Consider the following 18,560-nt stretch of genomic DNA (forward strand, 5'->3'; position numbering starts at 1 on the left):
TATGCCGACCGGCGAACATAGAACGCCTTGTGAGCAGCGGAAGTCGTCCCTAGGGTGACTGCCATGCCTGCGCCGTCGGATCACAGCGGTTCCGCCATCCACTCGCCGGGCGAGGTGCTGGCGCTGATCAGTTCCGGAGCCGTGGCGACGCGCGCGGACATCGCGCGGATCACCGGGCTGGCCCGCTCCACGGTCTCGCAGCGGGTGGACGCGCTGATCGCGCACGGCCTGGTCGATGAGTCGGCCCCCGCCCCCGGCGACTCGACCGGAGGCCGCCCGCCGCGCCGGCTCCAACTCCGCACCGCCGGACAGCTGGTGGCCGGTGTGGACCTCGGCGCCTCGCACTGCGCCGTGGCTCTGACGGACATCGGCGGGGCGATGCTGGCCGCCCACCAGGAGCCGCTGTCGATCGCGGACGGTCCGGAATCGGTACTGCGCAGGGTGGAGCGGGCGTTGCAGGCGCTGCTGAAGGAGACGGCACAGGACCCGCGGACACTGCGCGCGATCGGCGTCGGGGTACCGGGACCTGTCGAGTTCTCGACCGGCCGCCCCATCGATCCGCCGATCATGCCGGGCTGGCACCAGTATCCGATCCCGGAGTTCTTCGCCTCGCGCTTCGGGGTGCGGGCGCTGGTCGACAACGATGTGAACGTGATGGCGCTGGCCGAGCAGCGCCGCGCGTTCCCCGACACCCGCTATCTCCTCTACATCAAGGTCGGTACGGGCATCGGCTGCGGCATCGTGGCCGACGGCCGGCTCCACCGCGGCGCCCAGGGCAGCGCCGGCGACATCGGGCACATCCGGGTCGGGGACCAGGGGGATGCGTGCCGGTGCGGGAACACCGGGTGTCTTGAGGCGGTGGCGGGCGGCGCGGCACTCGCGGCGAGACTGGCCGGTCTGGGGCTGGACGCGGCGTCGGGCAGCGATGTCGTGCGGCTGGTGGCCTCCGGCAACCGGGACGCCGTGCGCATGGTGCGCGAGGCGGGCCGGGCGGTCGGCGAGGTCCTGTCGGGTCTGGTCAACTTCTTCAATCCGGACACGGTCGTGCTCGGCGGCGCCCTGGCCGCCGTACACGACCAACTCCTCGCCGGGGTAAGGGAAGCGGTGTACCGGCGCTCGCATCCGCTGGCCACGCGTGTGCTGCGGATCGAGCCGAGTCGTACGGGCGAGAACGCCGCGGTCATCGGGGCGGGGATCCTCGCCACCGAGCACGCCATGTCGCCGTCCCAGGTGGACCGCAGGCTGGCGCGGGCGATGGCCTGATTCCAGCTGACGCACGCTGATTCCCCGGTTCATGCCGGTGGGGTCCGGCGGTGTGGACCTGGCGCTTCCCCCGGCCGGAAAAGGCCGGGGGAAGCGTCGGAGACCTGACGGCGTACCGCGTGGAGTGCCGCCGCGCGGCGGTCAGCCCAGGGGCTCGATCCACACGTTCCTGAAGCGGACCTTGTTGCCGTGGTCCTGGAGCCGGATCGCGCCCGCCGCGGCCGATTCCGCGTCGCCGCTGCCCGTCGGGCCGTCCACGACCACGTTGTCGTGGACCTTCGTGCCGTTCCACACCACCGTGATCCTGGCGTCCTCGGTCTTCTTCCCCCCGGCGTCGAAACGGGCGGCGCGGAAGACGATGTCGTACGTCTGCCATGTCTCGGGCGCCCTGCCGGCGTTCACGCTCGCCGCCACCTTGTTGTAGATCGCGCCGGCCTCGTTCGTGGCGAGTTTCTCCACCCCGAACGAGTCCAGGATCTGGATCTCGTACCGCTCCTGGAGGTAGATACCGCTGTTGCCGCGATCCTGCCCGGTGACGTCCGGCGGCAGCTTCGGCACCCGGAACTCGGCGTGGAGTCTGAAGTCGCCGAAGGACTGCTTCGTACGGATGTCGCCACAGCACACTTCGACGGAGCCCTCGGGCGTGCGCGGCCATTCGACGCCGCGGCCGTCGGTGTGCTGCCAGGCGCTGGAGACACTGCCGCCGGAGAACAGGTCGATACGGCTGCCGGGTCTGCGCACCTCGATCATGTCGAGGTTGACATGGCCGGTGTCCCCGGGCCGGTAGGTGTAGGTCAGGGTGTTACGGCCCTTGCGCAGGTCGAACCGCTCGGTTCGGCTGGACCAGCGGTTCCAGGCACCGGTGGAGGGGAGGCTGATCTGCCGTGCCTGCCCGCCGTTGACGCTCGCGCCGATCGTCTTGGTGCCGTCGAAGGGGTTGGGGCCGTTGGCGTAGCGCAGGCTCACGTCATACGAGCCCTTCGCGGGGACCTCGACCTCGATGGTGGCGGTGGCGCCCTGGGTGCCGAAGCCGTCGACGAAGCCGCCGCCCGTGTAACCGGCGTGCTCGGTGTCGATGTCCGCGCCGCCGGACAGCCGCCCGGACTCGGCGTCGTACGACGTGACGGGCGCCTCGGGGCCGGGCAGCGCGTTCAGGGTGTACCAGGCCTCGGTGGACCACAACTGCTCACCGTCGGCCGAGGCGAACGGGCGCGGTGAGCGTACGTGCACCACCCGGTCGGTCTTCAGCCCGGGGATGGTGAGCCGGACCGTACGGCGGTCGTCGGAGATCCGGGCCGCCGCGACGGGCAGGCTCTCCTCGTCCACCTTGGGGCCGCCGTACGCCGGTGTGGGTACGTAGCGCCACTGCTCCACGGAGTAGCCGCCGGTCGCCAGCTTGGCGGCGGTCTCCTCCGACAGCGGCTTCGTGTAGGTGAGTTCGAAGCCGTCGCGGGTGGCGCGCATGGTCTTGATGTCGAAGGCGTTCGTGCCGTTCGGGGTGAGCTTCTGGAGGCCGAAGCGGAGTTTCCCTTCCTGGCCCCAGTTCCCGTCGGCGCCGAGGCCGCCCGCGTAGATCGCGCCGTCCGGTCCCGTGCTGATCCGGGTGATGCCCGCCTCCAGGCCCTGCGTGTGGCGGAACACCGCGCCCTGGTACTCGCCGTCCACCTTCTCCAGATCGGCGCGTTGTATTCCGCCGTAGGTGACGTCGCCGAAGAGCAGCTGACCGGCGAAGGTCCCCTCCTTGACCAGCATCGGAGTGCTGGGGGAGTTCGCTATCTCGTTCTGCGGCAGCCAGAGCACGGGCTTGGTGACCGCGCGGTCGTCGAACGGGCCGTCGGGGTTGGTGTAGTGGTTGAAGAACCGGTCCTGCTTCACCTGGACGAGCTTCGAGGCGGGCAGCCAGCCGCCCTGGTTGTCGGTGACGAAGAGATCGCCCTCCGGGCCCCATCCGATCCCGTTCGGCGTCCGGAGGCCGCCGGCCAGATAGGTGACCTTCCCTGTCTCCTTGTTGACCTTGATGGTGGTGCCGCGGTTCGCGGCAGGCTGCGGATCGGTCGTCGCACCGCCGTAGTTGATGGCGACCGAGAGGTTCAGATAGAAGTCCCCGTCCTTGTAGAGCAGTCCGAAGGCGAATTCGTGGAAGTTGCCTCCGTACGGCCAGGACGCGACCTTGCGGGTCGAGTCGGTGACATCGTCGCCGTTGGTGTCGGACAACTCCGTCAGCTGGTGTTTCTCCGACACGTACAGCTTGCCGTCGACGTACTTGATGCCCATCGGCTCTTTCAGCCCGCCGGCGATCTTCTTGTACGTGACCTTCTCCGGCCCGGTGTCACCCGTGACATGGTCGAGGACGTACGCCTCTCCCACGGTGTTGTCGCTGCCGCCCCATGTGGTCACGGCGAGCCGGCCGTCCGGCAGCCAGTCCATGGCGGAGACCTGCGGCTCGAAGCCGTCGGGGCGCAGGTCGGTGAGGGTGTATCCGGGGTGGACGGACGTCAGCGGGAGGCCGTCGCCGGGGGTGTCGTAGCTCCCCTCGCACTCCTTGCGGCCGGGGGCGGTGACGCGGACGACCCCGGCGTCCGTGCTGAGCACGGAGTTCGGGACGAGCGTGAAGTCGGTGGCGCCCGGGGGCTTCCACTGGAGGGTCACCTGCTGGTCGCCGCCGCGGTCGAAGTGGTCGACGCGGAGCGCGTGGTAGCCGGAGGTGAGGGTGATCTCGCCGTCCTTGGGCTCGGCGCCGTGCAGTCCGTCGTGGTCGATGACCCGCTGGTCGCCGATGAGGAGACGGGAACCGTCATCGCTGATCAGCCGGAAGGCGTAGGTCCCGTCGGCGGGCACATCGAGATTGCCGATGATCTGCGACATGAAGTTGTCCGTGAAGCCGAAGCCCTCGGTGGAGGACCAGTCGACCGTGGGAATCAGCTTGTCGACGTTGGGAGTCTGAGCCGGCTTCAGATCGCAGAGTTTGCTGAGCGGGGACTGGACGTCGAAGACCCGGAGGGTGACGCCGGGCTCCTGCGGCGGCAGCTCCGCGGGGGCTCTCTCCTCCGCGCCGACCGCGGGCGCCACGAGACCTCCGGTGATGAGGGCGGCGAGCAGAAAACCGGTGAGGGTCCGCGATCTGCGTCGGCTGGGTCGGGGGCTCTGGTACTCGTGTGGCTGCACTCGTCCTCCTGCTGGGGGGCTGCGCGTGGGCGGGGGCCGGGTGGCCCCGCGTCCGCGGAGTGGAGTTCGTACACGTACCGGGGGTGCGACGGCGGGGTTACGCCGTGTTTCACGCGGACTTCCGCGCGAGAACGACGCCCAGGGTAGGGACAGCGCCCCACACCGTCCATACTTTGTCCTCAACAAGGAAGAACTGGCTGATAGTTGAGGCACGGGCGCACCGTCGCCGGGTTCACGGCGCCGGCGATCCGAGCCCGCGGGCCCGGTCGCCGACGGCCGTGTCGACGGCCGGTTTCAGATGGCCGACCAGCCGTTGTCGACGGGCAGGACCGTGCCGTTGATGTTGCCGGCGGCGTCCGACGCGAGGAACAGGATGGCCGCCGCCTGCTCCTCGGCGTCGGCCACCCGGCCGGCGAGGGCGACATGGGGACCGACCACGCCGGGACCGTGGGCACCCGCCTCGGCGTCGACCCGGATGTTGGTCGACGTCGCCCCGGGGGCGATGGCGTTGGCGCGGATTCCGTTGTTCCGGTACATCACGGCGAGGGACTTCGTCAGGCCGACGATGCCGTGCTTGGCGGCGGTGTAGGCGGTGCCGGCCGCGCTGCCGCGCAGGGCGGCCTCGGACGCCGTGAAGACGATCGCCCCGCGGCCCCGGTCCAGCATGTGCGGCAGCGCGGCGCGGGTCAGCATGAAGGGCGCCGTCAGATTGACGCGGATGACGCGCTCCCATTCGGCGTCCTCGGTGTCCGCGAGGGCCGACATCCGGTCCATGATGCCCGCGTTGTTCACCAGTACATCCAGGCCGCCGTACGCGCTCGTGGCCGTGGCGACTATCTCGTCCACCACGGCCTGCTCGCTCAGATCGCCGACGACCGCGCGTGCGACGCCGCCCGCGGTCGTCACCGCCGTCACGGTCTGGTGGGCGGTCTCCTGGTTGAGATCCGCGACCAGTACGTTCGCGCCCTCCGCGGCGAATCGCAGCGCCGCGGCCCTGCCGATCCCCGATCCCGCCCCGGTGACGACGACGCTGCGTCCCTCAAATCCGTTGCTGCTCATGGGTATGGGTGCTCCTTACGGTCGGACGAATACGCGGCGATACCCGGGATTACTTGAGTCAGGCAAGCATGTGTGAGTTACTTGAGTCAAGCAAGTGAATGTGAAGTTGCTTGAGTCAGGCAAGTAGATGGTAAAGTGCGTGGATGCCCAAATCACCGCCAGCGGTTGCCCCATCACCATCCCCGTCCTCGGCCGATGTGAGCGAGATCGAGCGGGCGCTGAGCCGCGTCGCCTATCTCTCCAGCAGGGTCCGGCCGCACGACCGCCTGATGGCCCAGGCCGGAGTGTCACTGGACCGCGCCGCCGTGGCGCTGCTGCGGCAGATCGCCGATTCCGAACCTCAGCGCCCCAGCGAGCTGGCGAACCGGCTGGCCGTGGAGGCGTCCCATGTCACGCGTCAGGTACAGCGGTTGGAGAAGTCGGGGTACGTGACCCGCGTCCCGGACCCGGAGGACGGCCGTGCGCAGCGCATCCAGCTCACCCCGGTCGGACAGCGGGCGATCGACCGTATCCGCGAGGCGAGCCGCCAGGGGATGCAGGCGGCCCTGGCGGAGTGGTCGCCGCAGGACCTTCAGCAGCTCGCCGCCCTGTTCCACCGGATGGTCGACGACTTCCTGGGCTACGCCGACAGCGATGCCGGTATCCCTGCCGAGCGCCCCGCCTGAGGCCACGGCCGTCCTGGGCGTCCGGGCCCCGGCGCTGCCGTTCGTCCGGACGTGAAGCGTGCGCCTTACGCGAGGTGGTCCTTCCATGTACGGGATGTACGGGATATGCGGCGTGAACGAGATGCGCGGGGTCAGCGAGCTACGCGGGGCGGGCGAGGCGCGCGGTGTGAACGAGATGCGCGGGGTGAGTGAGATGCGCGGGACGGGGGATACGCGCGGGGGCGTCGGCGAGAGGCCGTCGGCTGTTCGTGGGGACGGGCAGCAGGTCCTGGTGGTCGTCGGTGATCAGGAGAACTCCGACCTGCTCACGACCACGCTGGAACTCGCGGGCTATCGGGTCACCGTCGCGCGCACCGGCGCCGAGGGACTGGCACGGATCGCGGGACACCGATTCGACCTGGTGGTCCTGGACACGACGCTGCCCGATCTGAAGGGTCTCGCCCGCGGACGCCGCCCCGTCGCCGACCGCCCGCCGGTCCTCTTCCTGACCGTGTGCGAGTACCTGGACAGCCTCCTTCCCGAACTGGGCCCCGGTCAGGAGGACTACGTCACCATGCCGTTCCGGATCGCCGAAGTCCTCGCCAGGGCACAGGTGTTACTGCGAGGCCGCGGGCGCGGGCGCGGTGCTGTACGGCGCGGGCCGTACTACGGCGACCTCGTCCTGAACGATGCCACCTGCCAGGCATGGCGCGGGCCCCGGGCGCTCGACCTCACGCCCGCGGAGTACCGGCTGCTGCGTCATCTGCTGGTCAACGCCGACCAGGTCCTCTCGAAGGAACAGATCTGCCGTCATGTCTGGGGCGACGACCGCGCCGACAACGCCATCGAGAAGCTCGTCTCCCGTCTCCGGCACAAGGTTGACCAGGAGGAACCGCAACTGATCCACACCCGCAGGGGGTTCGGCTACCTGCTCGGCCGCTGAGCGTGTGATCGTCCTCACGTCAGCTTGCCGTCAGGTAATTGACCGGAAGGTGTCAGTGCACTCCGGTTGCATGTCTTCATCGAGGCGTCCCGCCACCCTTCCCCGCACTCCGCCCCCGCGGAGCCCCCACCGAGGAGTGACATGGCCGACACACTGACCGAAACCGCGGACGACCCGGCGCGGCCGATGCCGGAGTTCCCGATGCCCAGGGCGGCCGGCTGCCCGTTCGCCCCGCCCCCCGGCCTTGAGCGGCTCCGTGACGAGACGCCGATCGCGAAGGTCCGGATCTGGGACGGCAGTACGCCCTGGCTCATCACCGGACACGCCCACCAGCGGGCCATCCTCACCGATCCCCGCCTCAGCAACGACGAGAAGTTCGGCGCCTTCCCGCATGTGAGCGCGTACCGGGCGGAGATCGCGCAGGTCACCCCGAAGCTCATCACCAACACGGACGCCCCCGAGCACACCCGGCTGCGCCGGATGGTCAACGGTCCGCTCCTCCTCAAGCGGGTCGAGGCCCTGCGGCCCGCCATTCAGAAGATCGTCGACGATCTGATCGACGGCATCCTCGCCGGTCCGAAGCCCGCCGACCTCCTGACGGCACTGGCGCTGCCCGTGCCGTCGCTGGTGATCAGCGAGCTGCTCGGCGTGCGGTACGAGGACCACGAGTTCTTCCAGCACAACAGCAACATCGCCCTCGACCGCGACGTACCCCCGGACGAGGCCCGCGCGGCGAGCGGCGCTCTCTCCCGGTATCTCGACGAACTGCTCACCGAGAAGCTGGCCGCGCCCGGTGCGGACGCGATGTCCGAGATGGCCGCCCGGGTCACCGCCGGTGAGATGACGCGGAGCGAAGCGGTCCACATGGGTGTCGCGATGCTCATCGCGGGACACGAGACGACCGCGACCATGATCAGCCTGGGCACTCTCGCCCTGCTGGAGAACCCCGACCAGCTGGCGGTGTTGCGGGACACCGAGGACCCGAAGGTCATCGCGGGCGCGGTGGAGGAACTGCTGCGCTATCTCTCCATCGTCCACTCCGGGCTGCGCAGGGTCGCCCGCGAGGACATCGAGATCGGCGGTCAGGTCATCCGCGCGGGGGAGGGGGTCGTGGTGGAGATCTCCGCCGCCAACTGGGATTCCGCGGCCTTCCCCGAGGCCGAGCGGCTGGACCTCACCCGTAATGCCCGCCTGCACAACGCGTTCGGCTTCGGCCCCCACCAGTGTCTGGGCCAGTCGCTCGCGCGGGTGGAGCTCCAGGTCGTCTACGGCACGCTCTACCGGCGTATTCCCACGCTGCGTCTGGCCACCGCGTTCGACGGCATCGAGTTCGAGGAGAGCGGGACCACCTACGGCGTGCGCTCACTGCCCGTCACCTGGTGAGCCCCGCGTCACCGACCGATACGAGCCGACGCGCGGACGGCGTGCCGACGAACCGGCGCGCGGACGGCGTGCCGAAGTGACGGCGCGACGAAGTGACGGCGCGACGAATGACGAAGGACGAGCGAGGAAACGACCATGCGTGTGGAAGTGGACGAACCGAAGTGTGTTTCGGCGGGCCTCTGTGTCATGAGCGCCCCCGAGGTGTTCGACCAGAGGGACGACGACGGTGTGGTGATCCTGCTGGAGAGCGACCCGGGCGCCGACACCCACGAGGGGGTGCGCGAGGCCGCCGGCCTCTGTCCGGCGGCGGCGATCCGGCTGGTGGAGACGTGAGGACCGTGCTGGTCGTCGGAGCGTCGGCGGCCGGTCTCGCCGCCGCCGAGGCACTGCGCCGGGAGGGCTACGACGGCACGATCACCCTCGTCGGCGACGAGCCGCGGGCCCCTTACGACCGGCCGCCGCTGTCCAAGCAGATCCTGTCCGCGCGATGGGAGCCCGACCGGCTGCCGCTGCGCCCGGCGGCCGATCTGGACGCGCTCGGCCTCGATCTGCGTCTCGGTATCGCCGCGACCGGCCTCGAACTCTCGGGACGTACGGTGCACTTGGCCGACGGCACCCGGCTGCCGTACGACGGTCTGATCGTGGCGACGGGCGTGCGTCCGCGCCGTCTGCCCGGTGAGGGCGCACATGTCCTGCGTACCCTGGACGACGCCCTGGCGCTGCGGGACCGGCTCGGTCCTGGGCGGCGGCTGGTGATCGTCGGAGCCGGCTTCCTCGGCGCGGAGGCCGCGGCCGTGGCCCGGGGCCTGGGCACCGAGGTCACACTCCTCGAACCCGCGCCGGTACCGCTGGCCCACGCGGTCGGCGAGGAGGTCGGCCGGGTCCTGTCGGGCGCGCACCTGGACCACGGTGTGGACCTGCGTACGGGGGTCACCGTGTCCGAGGTGGCCGGCGGCGGCGTACGGCTCGACGACGGCGAAGTGGTCGAGGCCGACGAGGTCCTCGTCGCCGTCGGTTCCCTGCCGAACACCGAATGGCTGGCAGGCAGCGGCCTGACGGTGCGCGACGGCCTGGTGTGCGACGAGTACTGCGCCGCCGCGCCGGATGTGTACGGCGCGGGGGATGTCGCCCACTGGCACAACCCGCTGTTCGGTGTGGCGATGCGCGTCGAGCACCGTACCAACGCGGCCGAACAGGGCGTGGCCGCCGCCCGCAACCTGCTGCGTCCCGAGGCCCGTAAGCCGTTCGCCCCGATGCCGTACTTCTGGTCCGACCAGTACGACATGAAGATCCAGGCGTTCGGCCATCTCCGAGGACACGACGAAGTGGCACTCGTGGAAGGGGACTTCGACGACCGCCGGTTCATGGTCGGCTACCGCACCGGTGACCGTCTGGCCGGAGTTCTCGCGGTCGGTATGCCGCCGAGGGCGATCCGTCCCTGGCGGGCGGCGATCGCGTCCCGCGCCCCGTGGGACGAGGCCCTGCGAGCCGTGACGCGATCGACCGGCGTGGCATAGGGCGCTTACGAGGGACGGGAGCGGACGCCGGAGAGCGCGGACGGCCGCCCCGGGAGAATCAGCCGAATCCAGGGAGTTGTTCAGGGTGGATGACCAGCGGGGAGAGCAGGACGAGCGCCGTGACGTGGTCGTGGTCACGGGCGCGGGAGGTATGGGCGTGGCGATCGCGCGTCGGCTCGGCAGCGGGCGGACCGTGATCCTCGCCGACGCGTCGGAACAGCGGCTCGGCGAAACCGTCGGCGCGTTGACCGCCGAGGGCTACGCGGTACGGGGCGCGGTCACCGATGTGTCCGACCGCGGTTCGGTCGGGAGACTCGCGGCGACGGCGTCCGGCGCAGGCCGGGTGGCCGCCGTCGTACACACCGCGGGGCTCTCTCCCGCGACCGCGTCGGCCAGGGCGATCGTCGACGTCAATCTGATGGGCACGGCACATGTGATCGACGTCTTCGGGACGGTGGCGTCCCGTGGTACGGCTATGGTCTGCGTCTCCAGCATGGCCGGGCACTACGCGTCACTCAGCCGGGAAGAGGAGCTCGCCCTCGCCACGACGCCCACGGACGGACTTCTCGTGCTCGATGTCGTCGCCGGCATCGGGGACGACGCGGTGTCCGCCTACTGCGTGAGCAAGCGCTCCAACCACCTGAGGGTGCAGGCCGCGGCGCTTGCCTGGAACCTCCGCGGCGCCAGGCTGAACACCGTCAGCCCGGGGGTCATCTCCACGGCGATGGCGAAAGCGGAGGCCGAGTCGGCGTCCGGCGAACGGATGATGAGGATGCTGGAGGAGTGCGGCGCGGGCCGTACCGGAACGCCCGCGGAGATCGCCGACGCCGTGGCGTTCCTCACCGGTCCTGGTGCGCTGTACATCACCGGCACGGACCTTCTTGTCGATGGCGGCCAGACCGCGTGGATGCGCGGTCACCGGACGGCCTGACACCGCCATCGGCGCGCCACAGCGCCACGGCAGTACAGCGCCACAGCAGCACGGCAATAAAGCCGCGCAACAGCACAGCAGCACAACAGCACAGCAGTGGTTCGATCGGCTCTGAGAGGACACGCATGACCACCCCCACCCCCTCTACGTCATCTCCCGCCCCCCAGCTGGATCCGGAGGCACTCGGATTCGACCCGGACGCCCTGCGCGACCGCTACCGCGCCGAGCGCGACCGCCGGATCCGCCCCGACGGCAGCAAGCAGTACCACAGCACCACAGGGGAGTTCGGCTACTACGTGGACGACCCGTACGTGGAGCCCGCGCCCCGCCGGGAGCCCCTCGACGACCGGGTCGAGGTCGTGATCATCGGCGGCGGCTTCGGTGGCCTGGTGGCCGGCGCCCGGCTGCGCCAGGCGGGCGTGCGGGACATCCGGGTGATCGAGAAGGCCGGGGACTTCGGCGGAACATGGTACTGGAACCGGTATCCGGGCATCCACTGCGACATCGAGTCGTACATCTACCTGCCGCTGCTCGAAGAGGTCGGCTACGTACCGAAGTGGAAGTACGCGCCGGGCGAGGAGATCAGACAGCACGCGCGGGCGATCGGGCGGCAGTTCGAGCTGTACCGTGATGTCTGTTTCCAGACCGAGGTGACCGAACTCCGCTGGGACGAGGCCGAGTTCGAGTGGACCATCCGTACCGACCGGGGCGACCGTATGCGGGCGCGCTACGTCGTGGTCTCCAGCGGACCCTTCAGCCGGCCGAAGCTCCCCGGCATCCCGGGCATCGAGACTTTCCAGGGGCACACGTTCCACACGAGCCGCTGGGACTACGCGTACACCGGCGGTGACGCGGACGGCGGTCTGCACAGGCTCGCCGACAAGCGCGTCGCCGTCATCGGCACCGGCGCGACCGCCATCCAGTGTGTGCCGCACCTGGGGCGCGACGCCCAGCACCTCTACGTGTTCCAGCGCACGCCGTCCTCGGTCGACGTACGTGACAACCGCCCCACGGACCCCGAGTGGGCCGCGACACTGACACCCGGCTGGCAGCGGCGCCGCCAGGACAACTTCCTCGCGCAGGTCGCCGGTGGCGGCGCGGACGAGGACCTGGTGTCCGACGGCTGGACCACCAGCGCCCGGCTGCTCCAGAGCCTGGTGCCGGGCGCGAGCGGCGGCGACGGCCTGTCTCCCGAACAGCGCGGCGCCATGGCCGAGTTGGCCGACTTCAAGAAGATGAACGAGATACGGGCCCGGGTGGACGCCGAGATCGAGGATCGGGCGACGGCCGAGGCGCTCAAGCCCTGGTACCGCTACATGTGCAAGCGCCCCACGTTCAGCGACATGTACCTGCCCACGTTCAACCGGCCCAATGTCACGCTGGTCGACACGGCCGGCCGCGGTGTGGAGCGCATCACCGAGAACGCTCTGGTGGTCGACGGCGTCACGTACGAGGTCGACTGCGTCATCTTCGCGACCGGTTTCGACATCGGCGGTCCGCCGGCCGAGCGGGCCGGACTCAACGTACACGGCCGGGACGGTGTCACGTTGACCGAGTCGTGGAAGGACGGTCCGAAGACGCTCCACGGGTTCTACAGCCATGGCTTCCCCAACTTCTTCCACCTCGGCGCGCTCCAGAACGCGGTCTCCGTGAACTTCGTCCATGTCCTCGACGAGCAGGCGACCCACATCGCCGAGGTCGTCGCCGAGGCGGACAAGCGCCAGGCGCGGTACATCGAGCCGACGGCCGAGGCGCAGGCCGCCTGGATCGCCACGATTCGCGAGAAGGCGCAGAACACGCACGCGTTTCTCGCCGAATGCACCCCGGGCTACTACAACAACGAGGGCAAGCCCGGCAAGGAGAGCCAGTCGTACGGCGGCGGTCCGATCGAGTTCTACGAACTGATCAGGCGCTGGCGCACGGACGGTGACATGAACGAGGCGATCGTCCGATGAGGCGGCCCAGCCGGTTCGACGACACCGGCCACTGGCACACCACGAGCGAGCGGTGGGACACGACAAGGCTGAACCCGCCGAACCGGCTGTGGGGTTCGAACGGTGTCACCTTCGGGCCCGACGGGCGGTTGTACGTGGCCCAGTTCATCGCCGGGCAGATCAGCGCCGTGGATCCCGTCTCGGGAGACGTCGACGTGGTGGTGCCACTGGACGGCCCGGTCCAGGCGCCGGACGATCTCGCCTTCGGTGCGGACGGTTCGATGTACATCACCGACCTGACCCCCGGCAGGGTGTGGCGGCGGGATCCCGCGGGTGAGTTCACCCTGGTCTCCGACACGGTGAAGGTGCCCAACGGCATTACCTGCGTGGGAGACCGCCTCTTCGTCAACGAGATGCGCAGCAACGGCCGGCTGATGGAGATGTTCCCCGACGGCGGCGATCCGGTGGTGCTCACGGACGGGCTGGCCTGGGGCAACGCGATGCAGCTCGGCCCGGACGGGCTGCTCTACTACCCGCACATGATCGCCAACGAGGTCTGGCGGATATCTCCCGACGGCGGGGTACCCGAGCTGGTCGCGAAGGACGTGGACGACCCGGTCGCGGTGCGGTTCGACCGGGGCGGTGTCCTGGTGGTGCTGTCGCGCGGTGTGGCGGGCATCGTGACCCGTATCGATCTCCGTACCGGCGCGCGGTCGGTCGTCGTATCCGGTGTCGCGGGGCTGGACAACGCGGCGTTCGACGACGAGAACCGGATGTTCGTCTCCAGCTACGCGAGCGGCGGTGTCACGGAGATGCACACCGACGGCCGGATCCGCGAGATCGTGCCGCGCGGGCTCGACGGCCCCTTCGGTGTGACGGTCGACCTCGGGGGCACGGTGTACGCGGCCGACCACTACCGCCTGGCGAGCCCGGCGGGCCCCGGCGAGGACGCGAACGGGAACGGCGGCGGCAACGCGAACGGCAAGGCGAACGGGAACGGCAACGGGAGCGCGAGCGGAAACGGCGACGGCAACGAGTCCGGCGGCATCATCACCCACGGTCTGCTGCACTTCGTCCACGGTGTCACCGCCGACGACGGCGTCCTGCACCTCACCTCGCAGCTCGGTGACGTCCGCACCTACGACCCCGTACGGAAGACCACGCGGGTACGGGCGACCGGACTGAGCGAGCCCACCGGCATCGCGGTCGCGCCGGACGGTTCGCTCGTGGTCGCCGAGACGGGCGGCGGCCGGATCCTGCGGATCGACGAGACCGGCACGGTCACCGCTCTCGCCTCGGGGCTCGTACACCCCGTGGATGTGGCGTTCGACGGGGAACAGCGCTGTTACGTCAGCGACGACCGGCTCGGGGCGGTGCTCCGGCTCGACGACGGCGAGGCGGTCACCGTCGCGGACGGACTCGGCGCGCCGCAGGGCCTGGTCGTCCGCGACGGCGAACTGTTCACGGTGGAGACCGCGCACCGGCGGCTGCGGGCGATCTCGCTCGTCACGGGGGACAGCAGGATCGACGCGGAGAACCTCGCGGTCGGCCTCCCCCCTGGCACCACCCCTCCCGCCCGCCACCCGGTCCCCGGAGTCCCGGGCCCTCCGAGCCAGTTCGCGGGCCTCGCCCTCGGCCCGGACGGCTCGCTCTTCGTCTCGGCCAACGGAGAGGGAAGCGTGCTGCGGCTCTCGCGTAAGCACGCCGACGGAGACGCCCCGTAGCGCCACCGAAAACGGAGACGCCCCGGTAGGGCGACCGAAAGACGGAGACGCCCCGTAGGGCGACTGAAAGACGGAACCGCCCCGGCCGACGGAGATGCCGGCCGGGGCGGTTCCGGTCATGTCAGCCGAGCAGCGCGAGGGCCTGGCTGAACGTGGCCGAAGGGCGCATCACGGCCGCGGCCTTGGCCGGGTCGGGCTGGTAGTAGCCGCCGATGTCGGCCGGCTTGCCCTGCACCGCGATCAGCTCGTCGACGATGGTGCTCTCCTGCTCGGCCAGCGTCTTGGCGAGGGGCGCGAACGCCTCCGCGAGCCGGCCGTCGTCGGTCTGCTTCGCCAGCTCCTGCGCCCAGTAGAGCGCCAGGTAGAAGTGGCTGCCGCGGTTGTCGATGCCACCGAGCCGGCGGCTGGGCGACTTGTCCTCGTTGAGGAAGGTCGCCGTGGCGCGGTCGAGGGTGTCCGCGAGCACCTGGGCGCGCGCGTTGTCCGTCGTCTGCGCGAGGTGCTCGAAGCTGACCGCGAGCGCGAGGAACTCGCCCAGGCTGTCCCAGCGCAGGTAGTCCTCCTTGACGAGCTGCTGCACGTGCTTGGGCGCGGAGCCGCCGGCACCGGTCTCGAACAGCCCGCCGCCGTTCATGAGCGGGACGACGGAGAGCATCTTCGCGCTCGTGCCGAGTTCGAGGATCGGGAACAGGTCGGTCAGGTAGTCGCGCAGCACGTTGCCGGTGACCGAGATCGTGTCCTCGCCGCGCCGGATGCGCTCCAGGGAGAACGCGGTCGCCTCGACCGGCGACATGATCTCGATCCGCAGGCCCTCGGTGTCGTGCTCGGCGAGGTACGTCCCGACCTTCGCGATGAGGTTCGCGTCGTGCGCGCGGTTCTCGTCGAGCCAGAACACCGCCGGGTTGCCGGTCGCGCGGGCGCGGGTCACGGCGAGCTTGACCCAGTCCCGGATCGGCAGGTCCTTGGCCTGGCACATGCGCCAGATGTCGCCCGCGCTCACCACGTGCTCCAGCACGACATCGCCGGAGCCGTCGAGGACACGCACCGTGCCGGTGGTGGGGATCTCGAAGGTCTTGTCGTGGCTGCCGTACTCCTCGGCCTTCTGCGCCATCAGACCGACGTTCGACACCGAGCCCATCGTCGACGGGTCGTACGCGCCGTGCGCGCGGCAGTCGTCGATGACGACCTGGTAGATCCCGGCGTAGCTGCTGTCCGGGATGACCGCGAGGGTGTCGGCCTCCTGGCCGTCGGGCCCCCACATGTGACCGGAGGTGCGGATCATGGCCGGCATGGAGGCGTCGACGATGACATCGCTCGGTACGTGCAGGTTCGTGATGCCGCGGTCGGAGTCGACCATCGCCAGCGCGGGGCCCTCGGCGAGCTCGGCCTCGAAGGACGCCTTGATCGCCGCGCCGTCGGGCAGGGAGTCCAGCCCGCCCAGGATGCCGCCGAGGCCGTCGTTGGGGGTCAGACCGGCCGCCGCGAGCGCCTCGCCGTACTCGGCGAACGTCTTCGGGAAGAAGGCCCGTACGACATGGCCGAAGATGATCGGGTCGGAGACCTTCATCATCGTGGCCTTCAGATGCACCGAGAACAGCACGTCCTCGGCCTTGGCACGGCCGATCTGGGCCTTGAGGAACTCGCGCAGCGCCGCCACCCGCATCACCGACGCGTCCACGACCTCCCCGGCGAGCACGGGCACCGACTCGCGCAGGACCGTCGTGGTGCCGTCGTCACCGGCCAGCTCGATACGGAGCGAGCCCGGCTCGGCGATGACCACGGACTTCTCGCTGGACCGGAAGTCGTCGGCGTCCATGTGCGCGACGTTCGTCTTCGAGTCGGCCGTCCACGCGCCCATGCGGTGCGGGTGCGCCTTGGCGTAGTTCTTGACCGACGCGGGGGCGCGGCGGTCGGAGTTGCCCTCGCGCAGGACCGGGTTGACGGCGCTGCCCTTGACCTTGTCGTAGCGCGCGCGGACGTCGCGGTCCTCGTCGGTCTTCGGGTCGTCCGGGTAGTCCGGCAGCGCGTAGCCCTGCTGCTGGAGCTCGGAGATCGCCGCCTTCAGCTGCGGGATCGAGGCCGAGATGTTCGGCAGCTTGATGATGTTCGCACCGGGCGTCTTGGCCAGCTCACCCAGCTCGGCGAGCGCGTCGTCGATCCGCTGGCCCTCCTCCAGACGCTCGGGGAAGCCCGCGATGATCCGTCCCGCGAGAGAGATGTCACGGCTCTCCACGGTGACCCCCGCCGTCGAGGCATACGCCTCGACCACAGGCAAGAAGGAATACGTCGCCAAGGCCGGGGCCTCGTCGGTGTGTGTGTAGATGATGGTCGAGTCAGTCACCGGGTGCTCCGCTCCACGTCTGCAACATTGCTCGACATCAAGATATCTCGTGACCCGGTCCTGTCGAGACGGGGCCCTGCCACCGGAGCCACGCGGCGCGGCCCCGAAGAACGCGCGCCGCGGCTCAGAAGAACACCCCGCAGCGCAACAGCACATTCGCGTACGGCCGCGCCTCCCCGGTGCGGACGATCAGACGCGCGCCAGCCGACAGCTCCTTCAGCTCCTCGTGCGGGACGAAACCGAGACCGGGCAGCGTCGCCAGCAGCCGCGCGGCCTCCGGATTGGCGTCACGGACCTCGTGGGCCGCCGTCGCGCCCTCCACGACCAGCTCGGCCAGGAGACCGTCCAGTACCTCCGCGAACCGCGGCACCCCGGCCCGGAACGCCAGATCCACCACGCGCGGACCCGCGGGCAGCGGCATCCCCACGTCGCAGACCAGCACACCGTCCCCGTGGCCCAGCTCGGCCAGGGCGCCCGCGAGATGCCGGTTCAGGATCCCGGACCTCTTCACTCGGCCACCCCCCGGCCCGGATCGGATACCGTCTGTCCGGGAGCGGTTACGTGGCGTTCCGCCGCGCCCGCTCGCGGGAGGGACCCGGGGGCCGCTGCCGCGAGCGCCGCCACCTCCGCGGCCGTCGGGAACGACACCTGCGCTCCCTCCGTGGTCACCGCCGCCGCACCCACCCGCGCCGCGTAGGCGGCGGCCGCGGTCAGGCTCTCGCCGGCGCCGAGCCGCCAGGCCAGCGCCGCGGTGAACGCGTCGCCGGCCCCCGTGGTGTCCACGGCGCGCACCGGTACGGACGGCACGAGCGCCGTCGTACGGTCGTCCGCCACCAGCGCGCCCCGCGCGCCCAGCGTGATCACCACCGAGCGCGGCCCCAGCGCGAGCAGCGCCCTCGCCCACTCCGCCGGGTCGTCGCCCACCGACTCCGGGTCGTCGCCCACCGACTCCGGGTCGTCTCCCACCGACTCCAGGGCGTGGCCCACCGACCCCTCCGGGCCGTCGGCCACCGGCCCGCCGAGCACCACCCGCGCCTCGTGCTCGTTCACGATCAGCGGATCGCACGCCGCCAGGATCCCGGTCGGCAGCGGCACCGGGGGAGAGGGGTTCAGTACGAACCGGCTGCCCGGCGCCATCCCCGCCACCACCTCGCCGACCGTCTCCAACGGGATCTCCAGCTGCGCCGAGACCACCCGCGCGGCCCGCAGCAGACCCGACGCGTCCCGGATGTCCGCCGGGGACAGCCGGGCGTTGGCGCCAGGCGACACCACGATGCTGTTGTCCCCGGACGGATCGACCGTGATCAGGGCGACGCCGGTGGGCGCACCGCCGGACAGCACCCCCGCCGTGTCGACTCCGGCCGCACGCTGCGAGTCGAGCAGGAGGCGCCCGTGCGCGTCGTCGCCGACCCGGGCCAGCAGCGCCGTACGGGCTCCGAGGCGGGCGGCGGCGACCGCCTGGTTCGCCCCCTTGCCGCCCGGATGGACGGACAGGTCCGAGCCGAGCACCGTCTCACCGGCGCCGGGGCGCCGCTCGACGCCGATCACCAGGTCGGCGTTGGCCGACCCCACGACCAGCAGGTCGTAGTCGTACGTCACTGTCTCTTCGTCTCTTTCGCTGGGGCCGCCGAGTGGTCGGAAGCCGTGGAGTGTTCA

Annotated in this window: 14 protein-coding genes; 9 read left to right on the plus strand and 5 right to left on the minus strand. The window is 70.5% G+C overall.

The annotated features are described in order from the left end of the window. Positions 1 to 63 precede the first annotated feature (63 nt). Complete coding sequence (locus CU044_RS16255; protein WP_129769298.1) at positions 64 to 1,263, plus strand: ROK family transcriptional regulator; 1,200 nt, start codon at positions 64 to 66, stop codon at positions 1,261 to 1,263. A 141-nt stretch (positions 1,264 to 1,404) separates the two neighbouring features. Here CU044_RS16255 and CU044_RS16260 read toward each other — a convergent pair whose 3' ends face one another. Next, the gene (locus CU044_RS16260) at positions 1,405 to 4,428 is read right to left on the minus strand and encodes a family 16 glycoside hydrolase (protein WP_129769299.1); all 3,024 of its coding nucleotides are present in this window, start codon (positions 4,426 to 4,428) and stop codon (positions 1,405 to 1,407) included. Positions 4,429 to 4,722: 294 nt separating this feature from the next. Beyond that, entirely contained in the window at positions 4,723 to 5,487 is a 765-nt protein-coding gene (locus tag CU044_RS16265) for an SDR family NAD(P)-dependent oxidoreductase (RefSeq protein WP_129769300.1), read from the minus strand. 143 nt (positions 5,488 to 5,630) lie between these two features. Between CU044_RS16265 and CU044_RS16270 the strand changes: the two genes are divergently transcribed. The 8 genes from CU044_RS16270 (at position 5,631) to CU044_RS16305 (ending at position 14,563) form a co-directional block, all read left to right on the plus strand. Further along, on the plus strand, positions 5,631 to 6,152 hold the full coding sequence (locus CU044_RS16270; RefSeq protein WP_129769301.1) for a MarR family transcriptional regulator: 522 nt from the start codon (positions 5,631 to 5,633) through the stop codon (positions 6,150 to 6,152). A 193-nt stretch (positions 6,153 to 6,345) separates the two neighbouring features. Next, positions 6,346 to 7,074, plus strand: a complete 729-nt coding sequence (locus CU044_RS16275) for a response regulator transcription factor (protein WP_129769331.1) — start codon at positions 6,346 to 6,348, stop codon at positions 7,072 to 7,074. Positions 7,075 to 7,215: 141 nt separating this feature from the next. Then, entirely contained in the window at positions 7,216 to 8,457 is a 1,242-nt protein-coding gene (locus CU044_RS16280; RefSeq protein ID WP_129769302.1) for a cytochrome P450, read from the plus strand. A 135-nt stretch (positions 8,458 to 8,592) separates the two neighbouring features. Then, entirely contained in the window at positions 8,593 to 8,790 is a 198-nt protein-coding gene (locus CU044_RS16285; RefSeq protein ID WP_129769303.1) for a ferredoxin, read from the plus strand. Beyond that, complete coding sequence (locus CU044_RS16290) at positions 8,787 to 9,974, plus strand: FAD-dependent oxidoreductase (RefSeq protein ID WP_193563983.1); 1,188 nt, start codon at positions 8,787 to 8,789, stop codon at positions 9,972 to 9,974. Before CU044_RS16285 ends, CU044_RS16290 begins: the two co-directional genes overlap by 4 nt. Before the next feature lie 85 nt (positions 9,975 to 10,059). Beyond that, positions 10,060 to 10,905, plus strand: a complete 846-nt coding sequence (locus CU044_RS16295; RefSeq protein WP_275670196.1) for an SDR family oxidoreductase — start codon at positions 10,060 to 10,062, stop codon at positions 10,903 to 10,905. Between the two features lie 125 nt (positions 10,906 to 11,030). Continuing rightward, positions 11,031 to 12,860, plus strand: coding sequence for an NAD(P)/FAD-dependent oxidoreductase (locus tag CU044_RS16300; RefSeq protein ID WP_129769304.1), 1,830 nt, complete (start codon positions 11,031 to 11,033; stop codon positions 12,858 to 12,860). Further along, the gene (locus CU044_RS16305) at positions 12,857 to 14,563 is read left to right on the plus strand and encodes a hypothetical protein (protein ID WP_129769305.1); all 1,707 of its coding nucleotides are present in this window, start codon (positions 12,857 to 12,859) and stop codon (positions 14,561 to 14,563) included. Before CU044_RS16300 ends, CU044_RS16305 begins: the two co-directional genes overlap by 4 nt. A 121-nt stretch (positions 14,564 to 14,684) precedes the next feature. Here the strand turns inward: CU044_RS16305 and CU044_RS16310 are convergent, their stop codons facing one another. The 3 genes from CU044_RS16310 to CU044_RS16320 all read right to left on the minus strand — a co-directional run bounded on the left by CU044_RS16310 (position 14,685) and on the right by CU044_RS16320 (position 18,503). Beyond that, entirely contained in the window at positions 14,685 to 16,904 is a 2,220-nt protein-coding gene (locus CU044_RS16310; RefSeq protein WP_129769306.1) for an NADP-dependent isocitrate dehydrogenase, read from the minus strand. A gap of 124 nt (positions 16,905 to 17,028) precedes the next feature. Beyond that, the gene (gene rbsD, locus CU044_RS16315) at positions 17,029 to 17,415 is read right to left on the minus strand and encodes a D-ribose pyranase (RefSeq protein ID WP_129769307.1); all 387 of its coding nucleotides are present in this window, start codon (positions 17,413 to 17,415) and stop codon (positions 17,029 to 17,031) included. Then, positions 17,412 to 18,503: a ribokinase gene (locus CU044_RS16320; protein WP_129769308.1), complete on the minus strand. Its 1,092-nt coding sequence runs from the start codon at positions 18,501 to 18,503 to the stop codon at positions 17,412 to 17,414. The genes rbsD and CU044_RS16320 overlap by 4 nt, the downstream gene beginning before the upstream one ends. Positions 18,504 to 18,560 lie beyond the last annotated feature (57 nt).

It is taken from the genome of Streptomyces sp. L-9-10, assembly GCF_004151105.1.
Lineage (GTDB): Bacteria > Actinomycetota > Actinomycetes > Streptomycetales > Streptomycetaceae > Streptomyces.

Bases quoted from the DNA above. Each gene is read 5' to 3' on its own strand.
- CU044_RS16285 (WP_129769303.1), top strand. From the start codon at position 8,593: ATGCGTGTGGAAGTGGACGAACCGAAGTGTGTTTCGGCGGGCCTCTGT.
- CU044_RS16270 (WP_129769301.1), top strand. From the start codon at position 5,631: ATGCCCAAATCACCGCCAGCGGTTGCCCCATCACCATCCCCGTCCTCG.
- CU044_RS16305 (WP_129769305.1), top strand. From the start codon at position 12,857: ATGAGGCGGCCCAGCCGGTTCGACGACACCGGCCACTGGCACACCACG.
- CU044_RS16275 (WP_129769331.1), top strand. From the start codon at position 6,346: ATGCGCGGGACGGGGGATACGCGCGGGGGCGTCGGCGAGAGGCCGTCG.
- CU044_RS16265 (WP_129769300.1), bottom strand. From the start codon at position 5,487: ATGAGCAGCAACGGATTTGAGGGACGCAGCGTCGTCGTCACCGGGGCG.
- CU044_RS16300 (WP_129769304.1), top strand. From the start codon at position 11,031: ATGACCACCCCCACCCCCTCTACGTCATCTCCCGCCCCCCAGCTGGAT.
- CU044_RS16280 (WP_129769302.1), top strand. From the start codon at position 7,216: ATGGCCGACACACTGACCGAAACCGCGGACGACCCGGCGCGGCCGATG.
- CU044_RS16255 (WP_129769298.1), top strand. From the start codon at position 64: ATGCCTGCGCCGTCGGATCACAGCGGTTCCGCCATCCACTCGCCGGGC.